This is a genomic window from Aeromonas sp. 61P, from assembly GCF_051919545.1.
Lineage (GTDB): Bacteria > Pseudomonadota > Gammaproteobacteria > Enterobacterales > Aeromonadaceae > Aeromonas > Aeromonas veronii.
The window spans coordinates 4,373,467-4,386,585 of record NZ_JBQBEL010000001.1 but is presented as its reverse complement, the minus strand read 5'-3'; the positions used below and the strand labels follow the sequence as shown (position 1 = coordinate 4,386,585).

At 61.7% G+C, this 13,119-nt stretch carries 9 protein-coding genes; 5 read left to right on the top strand and 4 right to left on the bottom strand.

Annotation, left to right across the window (positions count from 1 at the left end; all coding sequences use genetic code 11):
- Positions 1 to 229 precede the first annotated feature (229 nt).
- The 3 genes from cadB (at position 230) to pdxY (ending at position 4,728) form a co-directional block, all read left to right on the top strand.
- Positions 230 to 1,564, top strand: coding sequence for a cadaverine/lysine antiporter (gene cadB / locus ACTG2O_RS20330; protein WP_005338486.1), 1,335 nt, complete (start codon positions 230 to 232; stop codon positions 1,562 to 1,564).
- A gap of 77 nt (positions 1,565 to 1,641) precedes the next feature.
- The gene (locus ACTG2O_RS20325) at positions 1,642 to 3,774 is read left to right on the top strand and encodes a lysine decarboxylase CadA (RefSeq protein ID WP_157161219.1); all 2,133 of its coding nucleotides are present in this window, start codon (positions 1,642 to 1,644) and stop codon (positions 3,772 to 3,774) included.
- Between the two features lie 93 nt (positions 3,775 to 3,867).
- Entirely contained in the window at positions 3,868 to 4,728 is an 861-nt protein-coding gene (gene pdxY, locus ACTG2O_RS20320) for a pyridoxal kinase PdxY (RefSeq protein ID WP_439976556.1), read from the top strand.
- Between the two features lie 76 nt (positions 4,729 to 4,804).
- Here pdxY and ACTG2O_RS20315 read toward each other — a convergent pair whose 3' ends face one another.
- On the bottom strand, positions 4,805 to 5,248 hold the full coding sequence (locus ACTG2O_RS20315; RefSeq protein WP_439976555.1) for a PliI family lysozyme inhibitor of I-type lysozyme: 444 nt from the start codon (positions 5,246 to 5,248) through the stop codon (positions 4,805 to 4,807).
- Positions 5,249 to 5,306: 58 nt separating this feature from the next.
- Complete coding sequence (locus ACTG2O_RS20310) at positions 5,307 to 7,340, bottom strand: M13 family metallopeptidase (RefSeq protein ID WP_439976554.1); 2,034 nt, start codon at positions 7,338 to 7,340, stop codon at positions 5,307 to 5,309.
- Between the two features lie 180 nt (positions 7,341 to 7,520).
- On the opposite strand from ACTG2O_RS20310, the gene tilS reads away from it, so the two are divergent.
- Positions 7,521 to 8,879 (top strand): tRNA lysidine(34) synthetase TilS, encoded by a 1,359-nt coding sequence (gene tilS / locus ACTG2O_RS20305; protein WP_439976553.1) that lies wholly within the window; start codon positions 7,521 to 7,523, stop codon positions 8,877 to 8,879.
- 83 nt (positions 8,880 to 8,962) lie between these two features.
- Here tilS and ACTG2O_RS20300 read toward each other — a convergent pair whose 3' ends face one another.
- The gene (locus ACTG2O_RS20300; RefSeq protein WP_076492864.1) at positions 8,963 to 9,865 is read right to left on the bottom strand and encodes a GGDEF domain-containing protein; all 903 of its coding nucleotides are present in this window, start codon (positions 9,863 to 9,865) and stop codon (positions 8,963 to 8,965) included.
- 118 nt (positions 9,866 to 9,983) lie between these two features.
- Between ACTG2O_RS20300 and ACTG2O_RS20295 the strand changes: the two genes are divergently transcribed.
- Positions 9,984 to 11,936 carry a monovalent cation:proton antiporter family protein gene (locus ACTG2O_RS20295; protein ID WP_005338473.1) on the top strand — a complete coding sequence of 651 codons (1,953 nt, stop codon included), beginning with the start codon at positions 9,984 to 9,986 and terminating at the stop codon, positions 11,934 to 11,936.
- A 28-nt stretch (positions 11,937 to 11,964) separates the two neighbouring features.
- Here ACTG2O_RS20295 and ACTG2O_RS20290 read toward each other — a convergent pair whose 3' ends face one another.
- A complete protein-coding gene (locus tag ACTG2O_RS20290; protein ID WP_005347843.1) occupies positions 11,965 to 13,110 on the bottom strand; it encodes a patatin-like phospholipase family protein in 1,146 nt (381 codons plus the stop codon).
- Positions 13,111 to 13,119 lie beyond the last annotated feature (9 nt).

Genomic DNA, 13,119 nt, shown 5'->3' with positions numbered 1-13,119 from the left:
ATATCAAGGTTTTATCAAGATGGCTGTGTGATGTGATGTCAATTTACTGTTTTTAAATGGTTTTTATCAAAATCGATGAGACAGCGAAAAAAGTTGGCTCATATTTTTATCCGTTAGCTGGTCTTTATGTTTTCCGGGGATGAGAGGCCTAGTCTGTGCCCATTCTTTGGCGGGGCGTTCCGCCAAATGTGTATGTGACGACCCGACCTTTTATAGAACCGGAGATCTTATGTCCCTAGATACGAGCAAGAAGATTGGCCTTATCGCCTGTACAGGTGTGGTGGCCGGCAACATGATGGGGAGTGGTATTGCGCTGCTGCCTTCGGCACTGGCCACCATCGGCTCCATCTCTGTCTTTAGCTGGGCAATCTGTCTGGTAGGCGCCATGGGCCTCGCCTTTGTCTTCGCCCGCCTGGCTACCAAGAACCCGCAAGAGGGTGGCCCCATTGCTTACGCTGGCGAGATCTCTCCGGTGTTCGGTTTCCAGACCGGTGTGCTTTATTACCACGCCAACTGGATCGGTAACCTGGCCATCGCCATTACCGGCGTCTCCTACCTCTCGGTCTTCTTCCCCATTCTCAACAGCCCAATTCCGGCCGCCGCAGCCACCATCGCTGCCGTCTGGATCTTCACCTTCGTCAACCTGCTTGGCGGCAGCTGGGTGAGCCGACTTTGTACCCTGGGTCTGGTGCTGATCCTGCTGCCGGTTGTCGGTACTGCGGTGATGGGTTGGGGTCATTTTGATGCCACCGTCTACAGCCAGAACTGGAACACTACCAGCGGCAGCGACCTGCATGCGGTCATCAGCGCCGTGCTGATCTGCCTCTGGTCCTTCGTCGGTGTTGAATCTGCCGCCGTCTCTTCCGGCATGGTGAAGAACCCCAAGCGCACCGTACCGCTCGCTACCATGCTGGGTACCGGTATCGCGGGTGTTATCTACATCCTCTCTACCCAGGTGATCAGCGGCATGTTCCCGGCCGGTGAAGTGGCAGCCTCCGGCGCCCCGTTTGCCATGGCCTCTTCCGCCATCTTCGGTAGCTGGTCTGCACCGTTTGTCTCTGCCTTCACCGCCCTGGCCTGCTTCACCTCGCTGGGCTCCTGGATGATGCTGGTGGGCGAGGCGGGCAAGCGTGCCGCCAACGACGGCAACTTCCCGAAAATCTATGGCGAAGTGGACAAGAACGGCGTAGCCAAGAAGGGTCTGATCCTGGGCTCCCTCAAGATGACTGCCCTGATGGTTGGCCTGACCGCCTTCACCTCCCAGTCCGCTCATGCTGCCGATCTCTTCAACGTGCTGACCACAGATGCAGTGCTGCTGACCATGCTGCCCTACTTCTACTCCAGCATTAACCTGATCCGCTTCGAGGGCATGACCTCCCGCAGCATCGGCGCGATGATCTTCTCCGGTGTGGCTTGCGTCTTCTGTCTGGTGGCCCTGATGGGCGCCAAGGGTTCCAACCTCACAGCTACCTTCGTGGTGTCGCTCATCATCCTGATGTTCTACGCCAAAAAACAGGGTCTGCGTCAGCACGACGCCCTGCTGAGCGAACAACCCAGCAACTAATTCCCCCTTTTATCTTCCAAGCGCTCTTCACTCACCATCCCTGATGGAGAGCGCCCCTTTACGTGTGGAGCATTACGATGAATATCATTGCCATCCTCAACCACCTGGGCGTTTTCTTTAAAGAAGAACCCATTCGCCAGCTGCAAGCCTCCCTCGAGCGCAAGGGTTTCGAGGTTGTTTATCCGGTCGATGTGGCCGACCTGCTGAAACTGATCGAGAAGAACCCCCGCGTTTGCGGCGCCATCTTCGACTGGGACAAATACTCTCTGGGCCTGTGCAAGGAGATCCACGATCGCAACGAGAAGCTGCCGATCTTCGCCTTCGCCAACGACCAGTCCACCCTCGATATTCACCTGACCGACCTGCGTCTGAACGTGCACTTCTTCGAGTACCGTCTCGGCATGGCCGATGACATCGCCCTCAAGATGGGTCAGGCCACTCAGGAGTATCAGGACGCCATCCTGCCGCCGTTCACCAAGGCGCTGTTCAAGTACGTGGAAGAGGGTAAATACACCTTCTGTACTCCGGGTCACATGGGCGGTACCGCCTTCCAGATGAGCCCGGCCGGCAGCATCTTCTATGACTTCTACGGCCCGAACGCGTTCAAGGCTGACGTCTCCATCTCCATGCCGGAGCTGGGCTCCCTGCTGGATCACTCAGGTCCGCACAAGGAAGCCGAAGAGTACATTGCCCGTACCTTCAACGCCGATCGCTCCTATATCGTCACCAACGGCACCTCCACTGCCAACAAGATCGTCGGCATGTTCTCCGCGCCAGCAGGCAGCACTGTGCTGGTTGACCGCAACTGCCACAAGTCGCTCACTCACCTGATGATGATGAACGACGTGACCCCGATCTACTTCCGTCCGACCCGCAACGCCTACGGCATTCTGGGCGGTATCCCGCAGAGCGAATTCAGCCGCGACACCATCGCCGCCAAGGTTGCCGCGACACCGGGTGCCCAGGCTCCCCGTTACGCCGTCGTCACCAACTCCACCTATGATGGCCTGCTCTACAACACCGGCTTCATCAAGGAGAGTCTGGATACCCCTTACATCCACTTCGACAGTGCCTGGGTGCCTTACACCAACTTCAGCCCGATCTATGAAGGCAAGTGCGGCATGAGCGGTGAAGCGATGCCGGGCAAGGTGTTCTACGAAACCCAGTCCACCCACAAGCTGCTGGCGGCCTTCTCCCAGGCCTCGATGATCCACATCAAGGGTGACGTGGAGGAAGAGACCTTCAACGAAGCCTTCATGATGCACACCTCCACCTCGCCGCAGTACGGCATCGTGGCATCGACCGAGATCTCCGCTGCCATGATGCGTGGCAACACCGGCAAGCGTCTGATCAAGGACTCCATCGATCGCGCCATCTCCTTCCGCAAAGAGATCAAGCGTCTGCGTGATCAGAGCGAAGGCTGGTTCTTCGACGTATGGCAGCCGGACAACATCGACACCGTCGAGTGCTGGAAGCTGGATCCGAAAGATGACTGGCACGGCTTCAAGGACATCGATGACAACCACATGTACCTGGATCCGATCAAGGTCACCCTGCTGACTCCGGGTATGGGTCGTGACGGCCAGCTGCTGGAGAAGGGCATCCCTGCCTCTCTGGTCTCCAAGTTCCTGGACGAACGCGGCATCGTGGTCGAGAAGACCGGCCCTTACAACATGCTGTTCCTCTTCTCCATCGGTATCGATCAGTCCAAGGCGATGCAGCTGCTGCGCGCCCTGACCGAGTTCAAGCGCGGCTACGACCTGAACCTGACCATCAAGAGCATCCTGCCGAGCCTCTATCGTGAAGACCCGAGCTTCTACGAAGGGATGCGTATCCAGGAGCTGGCCCAGCGCATTCACGAGCTGACCAGCAAGTACCGTCTGCCGGAGCTGATGTTCAAGGCGTTCGACGTACTGCCGGAGATGAAGATGACTCCGCACGCCGCATGGCAGCAGGAGCTGGCCGGCAACGTGGTGGAAGTGCCGCTGCGTGACATGGTTGACCGCATCAGCGCCAACATGATCCTGCCGTACCCGCCGGGAGTTCCGTTGGTACTGCCGGGCGAGATGGTGACCCAGGATTCTCTGCCGGTGCTCGAGTTCCTCGAGATGCTGTGCGAGATCGGTGCCCACTACCCGGGTTTCGAGACCGACATCCACGGCCTCTATCGTCAGGCCGATGGCAGCTACACCGTCAAGGTGCTGCGTTAATCGACAGTGACAACAGTCGAAAGTGACAACAACGGGCCGCAAGGCCCGTTTTTCCCTCCGGAATTCCTGTTCTTATTGCGTGAGTCGCCAATCATGAAGCGAGTGCTCTCCATTCAATCCCACGTAGTCTTTGGCTGTGCCGGCAACAGCGCCGCCGTTTTTCCCATGCGTCGCCTCGGGATCGAGGTGTGGCCGATGAACACGGTGCAGTTCTCCAACCACACCCAATACCGCGAAGGCTGGCAGGGGATGGTGATGCCCGGCGGCCATATCCGTCAGCTGGTAAACGGCCTGGCGGAGATCGGTGTGCTGGCCGAGTGCGATGCGCTGCTGAGCGGCTACCTCGGCTCAGCCGAACAGGGGGAGGAGATCCTGGCGGCGATGGCTCGGCTAAAGGCGCTCAATCCGGCCGCCCTCTACTTTTGTGACCCCGTGATGGGTCACCCCGACAAGGGGTGCATAGTGGCACCCGGCGTCGCCGATTTTCTGAAAACCAGGGCACTGGCCTGCGCCGATATGCTGGCCCCCAATCTGCTGGAGCTGGAACAGCTCACCGGCCGCGATATCCGCAATGTGCCGGAGGCCATCGAGGCGTGCCAGCAGCTGCGCGCGCAAGGGGTCAAGCTGGTGATGGTCAAGCATCTGGGCAAGGCCGGTTTTGCCATGGACCGCTTCGAGATGCTGCTGGTGTGCGATGAGGGGACCTTTCACCTCTCCCGCCCGCTCTACCCTTTTGCTCGCCATCCCATCGGGGTGGGGGATCTGCTGAGCGCCACCCTGCTGGCCAATCTGCTGGCCGGTTGTACCCCGGTAGCGGCGTTCGAGCTTACCAACGCCAGCGTGGATGCCGTGCTGGCTCGCACCTGGCTGGCGGGGGCCTACGAGCTGCAACTGGTGGCGGCCCAGCACGAGATGGCGCTGCCACAGGTCTCCATTCGGGCGACCCGCCTCTAGGCTATTTGCGTCAACAGCAGAAACAACAAAGCCCTGATCATCAGGGCTTTTTATATTTCAGATTCGGGGAGAGGGCTTAGTCCTGCGGGCTTTTGAGCGCTTTGACCACATCCTCTTTGGGCTCCAGCTCCTTGACCTGATTGAAGATCTCCAGCTCCCCTTGCGGACTGACAGTGTAGGCATCGGCATCCTGATAGCTGCCGCTGCCCGCGCTCTCGATGATGACCACCAGCTCGGGCTGCTTGTCGCCATTCAAATCGACCAGTTTCAGCTCCCGGATAAAGCCGTTGCGAGACATCACCTTGCCATCCTGAAACTCATCCAGTGGAAACTGGGCGTTCTGACCCGAATAGAGTCGCACGTCATAGCTGCCGATGGAGGCGGGCTCACCGGCCCCCTGCGCTACCCTGATCACCTGCCCAGAGGGGAGGGTCAGTTGCTTGCTAAATCCCTCTTCGGCTTGTGTTTGTGCCGCCAGCGGCAGGGTCAGCAGCCCTGCCATCATCAATGCTCTGTTCATCTTGCAACCTCTTGCTGTCTCTTGAGTGCGGGCTCCCGGGGAGCCTGCCGTGATGTTGCTACCAGATCTTCACCCGCTTCTGGGGCGGCAGATAGAGCTTGTCCCCCGGCTGGATGTTGAATGCCTCGTAGAAGGCGGGAATGTTCGGCACCACGCCGTTGACCCGGTACTCGGGCGGCGAGTGGGGGTCGGAGCGCAGCAGCATCTGCATCAGCTCGGGGCGATACATCCCCTTCCACACCTGCGCCCAGCCGAGGAAGAAGCGCTGTTCGCCGGTAAAGCCATCCAGCACCGGCGCCTCCTTGCCATCGAGCGACAGCTCGTAGGCCTTGTGAGCTATGGTGAGGCCGCCCAGATCGCCGATGTTCTCCCCCAGGGTAAACTGGCCGTTGACGAACTGGCCGTTGATGGGCTCGAAGCGGTTGTACTGGGCCACCAGACGGCTGGTGCGGAAGCGGAACTCCTTGAGATCCTGCGGTGTCCACCAGTCGCGCATCATGCCGTCGCCGTCGGATTTGGCCCCCTGATCATCAAAACCGTGGCCCATCTCGTGGCCGATCACCCCGCCGATGGCGCCGTAGTTGACCGCATCATCCGCCGTCATGTCGAAGAAGGGGGGCTGCAAAATGGCCGCCGGGAAGACGATCTCGTTGTTGCTCGGGTTGTAGTAGGCGTTCACTGTTTGCGGCGACATGTGCCACTCGTCCCGGTCGACCGGCTTGCCGAGGCGCGCCAGACTGTCTGCGTATTCAAAGGCTTGCGAGCGTTGCAGGTTGCCCACCAGATCATCCGGTTTGATGGTGATGGCGCTGTAATCCTTCCACTTGTCGGGGTAGCCGATCTTGGGGCGGAACTTGGCCAGCTTCTCAAGGGCCTGCGCCTTGGTCTCGGGCGACATCCAGTCGAGCTCCTTGATGCTCTGGCCGTAGGCGGTGCGCAGGTTCTCCACCAGCTGCTCCATCCGCTCCTTGGCCGCAGGCGGGAAGTAGCGGGCCACATAGAGCTGGCCGACCGCTTCACCCAGATGATCGTTCAGCACCCCGAGCGCCCGCTCCCAGCTGGCCCGCTGCTTGGGCGTGCCGCTCAATGTGGTGCCGTAGAAGGCGAAGTTGGCGCGGTCGGTCTCGCTGTCAAGATAGGGGGCGTAATCGGTCAGCAGTTGCCACTTGAGGTAGGCCTGCCAGTCGGCGATGGGAGTCTGGGCCATCACCTGATCCAGCGCGCTCAGATAGGTTGGCTGACCGATAATGAGCTCCGGCTGGCCAGCAATGCCCGCGGCATTGAGATAAGCCTGCCAGTCGAGATGGGGGGCGAGCCCTGCCAGTTCGCTGGCGGGGCGCTTGTTGTAGTTCTTCTCCCGATCCCGCAGGGCGACGTTGTCCCACTGGATGGTGGCGAGCCGGGTTTCGAGGGCCAGAATCCGTTTGGCCTTGCCGCTCGGGTCAGACTCACCGAGGCGGCTCAGCATGGCGGCGATATGCTGCTGGTACTTCTGGCGCAGGGCCTGACTCTCGGGATCCTGCTTGAGGTAGTAGTCCCGATCCGGCAGCCCCAGTCCCCCCTGATAGAGGTAGACCGCATAGCGGTCGGGGGACTTGGCATCGGCGTCGATCCAGATGCCGAACGGCGCGCCGCCGCCCATGCGGCCCGACTGGGCAAAGGCGCGGGCCAGCGCAGCCTGATCACCGATCCGGTCGATATCGGTCAGCGCCGTTGCCAGCGGGGTGAGCCCCTTGGCGTCACGGCCTGCCTGATCCAGATAGCTGGCGTAGAGATCGCGGATCTGCTGGGTCGGCGTGCCGGTGGCGGCCTCCTGCTTGGCCAGCCCCTCGACCAGCACCCGCACATCGGCGAGGGATTTGTCCCGCAGCATGTAGAAGGCGCCATCGGCGGGGCGATCGTCGGGGATCTTGGCGGTGGCGAGCCACTTGCCATTGACGTAACGGAAGAAGTCATCGCCGGGTTTGACCTGGGTGTCCATATTGGCCAGCGCCAGCCCGGAGTGTTTGGGGGAGTCTTGCGGTGCCTGACTGCAGCCAGCCAGCAGTGCCAGTCCAATCAGGCCGGCCAGTAAGCTTTTCTTATTGTTCATCTTGTTTGATTCCAATTCGGATTGTTTGCTTCCCTGCCCATCTTCCTTGCTCCAACCGGTTGTGCGACCGCCTTGCGGCCAGCTTGGTGGAGAGGGCGGGCGAGCCTCACTCTAGCAGCAGGGTTGCAGCTTGATAAGCCCGACTCTGCTAAGATCGGCCGGTCCGTTTTGGGGAAGCCTATGATTTCTCATCTTTATTCTCGCTTTTGTCTGACTATGCCAGCGCCGGAAGGTTCCACCGGTCTGCTGGTGGCCTTCAGTGGCGGCCTCGACTCCACCCTGCTGCTGGTACTGGCGGCGCAGTATGCCCGCGAGCACAGCCTGCCACTTCGCGCCCTGCACGTGCACCACGGCCTCAGCCCCCATGCCGATGAGTGGGTCGCTCATTGTGAAGCCGTGTGTCAGCAATTGGCGGTGGAGCTGCTGGTCGAGCGAGTGACTCTGGCCCGCGGCAATGGCGAGAGTCTGGAGGCGCAGGCCCGCACCGCCCGTTACCAACGGCTGACCGCCCGGATGCGGGAGGGGGAGTGGCTGCTCACCGCCCACCATCAGGACGATCAGCTGGAGACCCTACTGCTGGCCCTCAAGCGCGGCGCCGGTCTGCGCGGGCTGGCGGGGATTTTGCCAAGCCAGCCCTTTGCTGGCGGCCTGTTGCTGCGGCCGCTGCTCGATATGAGTCGCGCCGAGCTGGCCGAGGCGGCAGCGAGCCTCCCCTTTGGCTGGGTGGAGGATGAGAGCAATCTGGACGTGAGTTATGACCGCAACTTTTTGCGCCAGACACTTATCCCCCAGCTCAAGGCGCGCTGGCCAGCCATGGCCCAGACCGCTGCGCGCAGCATGGCCCTGTGCGCCGAGCAGGAGGCGCTGCTGGATGAGCTGGCCGAGAGCGACTGGCAGCTGGCGGGCGAGGGGGAGGCGCTCCATATCGGCCCCTTACACGCCCTTTCACCGACTCGGCGCAACAACCTGCTGCGCTACTGGATCCGCCGTCAGGGGGGCGAGATGCCATCCCGTGAGCAGCTTGCCCGGCTGTGGCAGGAGGTAGCGCTGGCGCGCGGCGATGCCAATCCCCGGCTCAACTGGGGGCGCCAGAGCTGCCGCCGTTTTCAGGAGCGGCTTTATCTGGTGAGCCCTGACCTGCAACCCTGTCATCAGGTGTTGCCGCTGACCGTGGGTGAGCCGCTGACCCTGCCGGACGGGCTGGGTGAGCTGGTGGTACGCATGGCGGAGTGCGGCGATGGGCTGTTGCGTTCCCCCCGAGCGGACGAGCCGCTCTCGGTGCGCTTTCAGGTGGCGCCCGGGATCCCCCTCAAACCGGTGGGACGGGGCGGTAGTCGGCGGATGAAGAAGCTGCTGCAGGAGTATGGCGTGCCTTCGTGGCAGCGGGGGCGCATCCCCATCCTCTACTATGGCGAGCAGGCGGCGGCGGTAGTGGGGCTCTTTGTCTGCGACGGTTTTATGGCGCAGGGGGCCGGGCTGGTGTGCCACTGGCAGGGAAGCGGTGCCGCCCCGGTTTTGCCCGAGCAGGATCTTTCCTGAGGTGATCGGTGTGAGCGGGGACCCCAAAAAAAGAAGCTCCGGTCACATGGCGCGCATGTGCCGGAGCAAAGAAGAGTTCGGGATTATTCGTTAGGGCTGGCCTTGCCTGCTTTCTTGCGGGCGTAGAGGTGACTGTCGGCCGCCTCGTAGAGGCTCGGCACATCGACCCCGGATTGCCAGCTGGCGGCGCCAAGGCTGCATCCGACCGAGAAGGTGCTGAGCTCCTTGTTGGTCATCAACATGTGCTGCAGTCGCAGCCAGACCGGGCGCCACGCCTCGGGTTCGGCCGGTTGCAGCAGCAGGGCAAATTCATCTCCCCCGAGCCGGAAGGCTTGATCCGTGCTGCGGATACACCCCTTGAGCAGCTGGGCGAAGCGGCTCAGCACCAGATCCCCCACCGGATGACCCCAGGTGTCATTGATCTGCTTGAAGCGATCGAGATCCAGCAGCACCAGCACCAGACCGTGGGGCTCGCGGCTGTGCTGTTCGATGGCGCGACCGATGGCCTCGTCAAAGTAGGAGCGGTTGCCAAGGCCGGTCAGGTGATCGAGCCGGACCAGCTGATCCAGTTTTTCCAGCCGCAGATAGAGGGGGAGCAGCAGGCAGAGCAGCTGATGGTATTGCATCAGTACCCGTTGCTGGCTGCCGCTCATCGGATGTTCCAGCTCGTAGTGGAGCTGGCCGAGCAGCTGGCCATGCTGACCGCGCAGTTCGAACGGATAGTTGTGCAGGTTGAGGGTGGCCAGCGGCGGGTGCTGGATCAGCACATGGGGCTGGCCACAATCGAGGTAGAGACCGTGGATCCTGACAATTCTTGCCGCACGATCGGCAAAAGTTGTCAGCAGATCGCCGAGATCGCTCTGCCCCAACAACTGCTCGAGCAACTGGTTGCGTTCAACGCTGGGCAACGGCGTGAGCCGCTCCATCTGGCGAACCCACTGCTCGATGCCATGGCTAAAGCCATTAAGTGACGACGTATTTTCCATGGTCTTCCACCTGTAACACCTGACTACTGTCTCCTCCCTGCAATTGGCATGCCCAATATATCTTTCCTGCCCGCCAGATCGGCTGACTAAGCTTAAGTCGATAAAAGGAGAGGGAAATTTGTACACCGACCTGTTGATCCTGCTGTTCGCCGCCGTCCTGCTGGTGGCAACTTTCCGGCGCCTCGGCTTGCCGGTCATCCTCGCCTACCTGATTGCCGGCGTATTGCTCGGCCCCCACGGGCTGGCGGTGATCACCGGCCAGTCGATCATGCAGACCATTGCCGAGCTCGGGATCGTCTTTCTGATGTTCTCGCTGGGGCTGGAGTTCTCCCTGCCGAAATTACTGGCGATGCGCCGATTGGTGTTGGGGGTCGGGATGTTGCAGGTGCTGCTCACGTCACTGCTTTTCTTCGCCATCGGCTGGTGGTGGGGGTTGGGTCTGGCCCAGTCGCTGGTGGTGGCGGGGACGCTGGCGCTCTCCTCGACGGCGGTGGTGATCAAGCAGCTCGGCGAGCAGAAGCAGCTCCATACCCGCCGCGCCCAGCTGGGGGTGAGCGTGCTGCTGTTTCAGGATCTGGCGGTGGTGCCCCTGCTGGTGATGATCCCTATCCTCGCCCAGCCGGAAGTGCAGGGCAGCGCTTTGGCCGCCGAGATCGCCTGGGCCACCCTCAAGGGGCTGTTTGCTCTCTTCACTCTGCTGGCGGTGGGCAAGTGGTTGCTGCCGCTGCTGTTTCACGAGGTGGCGCGGGCCCGCTCCGACGAGCTGTTTGTACTGAGTGCCCTGCTGGTGGCGCTGCTGGCTGCCTACATGACCCATTCGCTCGGGCTGTCGATGGCGCTGGGGGCGTTTCTGGCGGGGATGATGTTGGGGGAGTCCCACTACCGTCATCAGCTTGAGGTAGACATCAAGCCCTTTCGCGATGTGCTGATGGGTCTCTTCTTTATCACCATCGGCATGGCCATGGAGTGGGAGCTGGTGGCGCGGGCTTGGTGGCAGGTGCTGATCTGCGTGGTGCTGCTGGTGCTGTGCAAATCCCTGCTGGTACTGCTGGCCGGGCGGCTGATGGGGGAGCGAAAGCGCGACAGCATGGCCGCCGGCATCATGCTCAGTCAGGTGGGGGAGTTCGGCTTCGTGCTGCTGGCGCTGGCGCTCCACCACGGCTTGCTGGATCAGCAACTGGTCTCCCTGCTGATCGGCATCGGCATCATCTCCATCGCCATGACCCCTTGGCTGGTGACCCAGGCCCATTCGCTGGCCCGCAGCCTGACCGATCCGGCGCTGCTGACTCGCTCCGAGGTGGCACAGTCGGGCCTGAGCAAAAACCAGCATGTCATCATCGCCGGCTTTGGCCGAGCGGGGCAGACCTGTGCCCGCTTTCTCAAGATCGAGGAGATCCCCTTTCTGGCCCTAGACCTCGACCCCGAGCGGGTGAGCGAGGCCAAGCTGGCGGGGGAGCAGGTGGCCTTCGGCGATGCCAGCCGCCGCGATATTCTGCTGGCCGCCGGATTGCTGCGGGCGCGGCTGGTGATCATCACCTTCGATGATCGCAAGCGGGTGGAGGCGATGCTGGCACTGATCCGCGAACTGGCGGGGGATCTCAAGGTGCTGGTACGTACCCGGGATGACAGTTTTCTGGAGCAGTACAAGCAGGCGGGGGCGTTTGAGGTGATCCCCGAATCCCAAGAGGGGGCCCTGATGCTGGTCTCCCACCTGCTGCTCAACTGCGATATCCCCATCGGTCGGGTGATCCGCCGGATGGAGCTGGAGCGCAGCAGCCAGTATCGCTTCCTGCACGGCTTCTACTGGGGGGATCAGAGTGCCAGTAATCTGGAGGCAGATCAGCTGCTCGAACGCCTCCATCCGCTTTTGCTGCACGATCAGGCGTGGGCGGTAGGCCGTGAAGTGCGCGAGTTGCCGCTTGATGAGGTGCGGATCAAGGAGGTGCAGCGCGGGGATCAGAGTCTGGAACCCAGACCCGAGCTGGTGCTGGCGGCCGGTGATCGGCTGATCCTGTTTGGTACCGTGGTGGCGATGGAGCAGGCGGAGCAGCGTTTGCTGGAGGGGCGCTGAGTCCCCTCGCACTCATCGGCCGCCCCCTTTACTCCCGCTCTTTTGGTAGCCCTTCGATATCGAGGAAGGCGACGACTCTCTCCCGCTCCCTCAGAGTGTCCTGATAGCCCAGCTTGATCAGCTGTTGGCAATAACCCGGATAGAACATCAGAAAGCTCGCCAGACTGCTGGTCTCATCCCCCTTCACGCCCAGCACCCGCAACAGGCGGCGCAACTTTAGCGGCAGTTTGCGCAGGTAGGCCAGTGCGATGGTGTCGAGATCCTGACTCGGTTTCAGCACGCAGGTCTCCACCCGTTTCAGCTTGAGGCGATTGCGCTCTCGCTCAGGGATAAGATCCAGAGTCTGGTTGATGCGCCACAGCCGCTCCAGATCGGAGTTGAGGGTGTCGGTAAAGACCGTATCGAGCAGATGGCTGGCGATATTGGAACTGGTGAGATGGCCGTGGTGATGGGTCGGTGCCGAGTGCGCTGGCGGATCCAGGGTGATCAGCAGGATTCGCTCCGCACCCAGATGGATGGCGGGGCTGAGCGGGCTCAGCTGGTGGATGGAACCGTCGCCGTAGAACTTCTCGCCGATCCGGGTGGCCGGAAAGACAAAGGGCAACGCCGAGGAGGCGAGCAGGTGCTCCGATGTAAGCACGGTGCGCACCCCGCGACGTCTGGCCCGCTCCCAAGGATGGTGGTCGGCCCGCCCCTGAAAAAAGGTGGTGGATAGGCCGTCATCGTAATCCGACGCCGTGATGGCCAGCGCCTCCAGACTGCCGTAGAGGATGTTGTCATCGATGCGGTGATAGTCGATGAGTTGATCCAGCAGGCGGTGCAGCGGCGCGTTGTCAAAGAGGTGAAAGGCGTGGTTGGTATGGGGATTGATTAGCCCCGCTGACCCCTCGTACATCAGCCGCCACAGCAGGCGCCCCGGGTGAAAATCGAAGATGTGGTGAGTCTCGAAGCGGCGCCAGACCCACTCCAGCTTGCGCACCCCCAGATGGAAGCAGGAGGCGTAGCAGGCCAGTGCGGTGACATTGATGGCCCCCGCCGAGGTGCCACACAGGATGGGAAAAGGGATGCCGAGATTGCGCGGGTAGAGCTCCGCAATCGCTTTGAGGGCGCCGACCTGGTAGGCGGCGCGAGCACCGCCACCGGTGAGCAACAACGCTGTATTGGGTCTGGCCATATGCTGGCG

Excerpts from the sequence above, each read along its gene's own strand:
- ACTG2O_RS20310 (WP_439976554.1), bottom strand. The coding sequence starts at position 7,340 with ATGAACAATAAGAAAAGCTTACTGGCCGGCCTGATTGGACTGGCACTG.
- ACTG2O_RS20315 (WP_439976555.1), bottom strand. The coding sequence starts at position 5,248 with ATGAACAGAGCATTGATGATGGCAGGGCTGCTGACCCTGCCGCTGGCG.
- pdxY (WP_439976556.1), top strand. The coding sequence starts at position 3,868 with ATGAAGCGAGTGCTCTCCATTCAATCCCACGTAGTCTTTGGCTGTGCC.
- tilS (WP_439976553.1), top strand. The coding sequence starts at position 7,521 with ATGATTTCTCATCTTTATTCTCGCTTTTGTCTGACTATGCCAGCGCCG.
- ACTG2O_RS20325 (WP_157161219.1), top strand. The coding sequence starts at position 1,642 with ATGAATATCATTGCCATCCTCAACCACCTGGGCGTTTTCTTTAAAGAA.
- ACTG2O_RS20290 (WP_005347843.1), bottom strand. The coding sequence starts at position 13,110 with ATGGCCAGACCCAATACAGCGTTGTTGCTCACCGGTGGCGGTGCTCGC.
- ACTG2O_RS20300 (WP_076492864.1), bottom strand. The coding sequence starts at position 9,865 with ATGGAAAATACGTCGTCACTTAATGGCTTTAGCCATGGCATCGAGCAG.
- cadB (WP_005338486.1), top strand. The coding sequence starts at position 230 with ATGTCCCTAGATACGAGCAAGAAGATTGGCCTTATCGCCTGTACAGGT.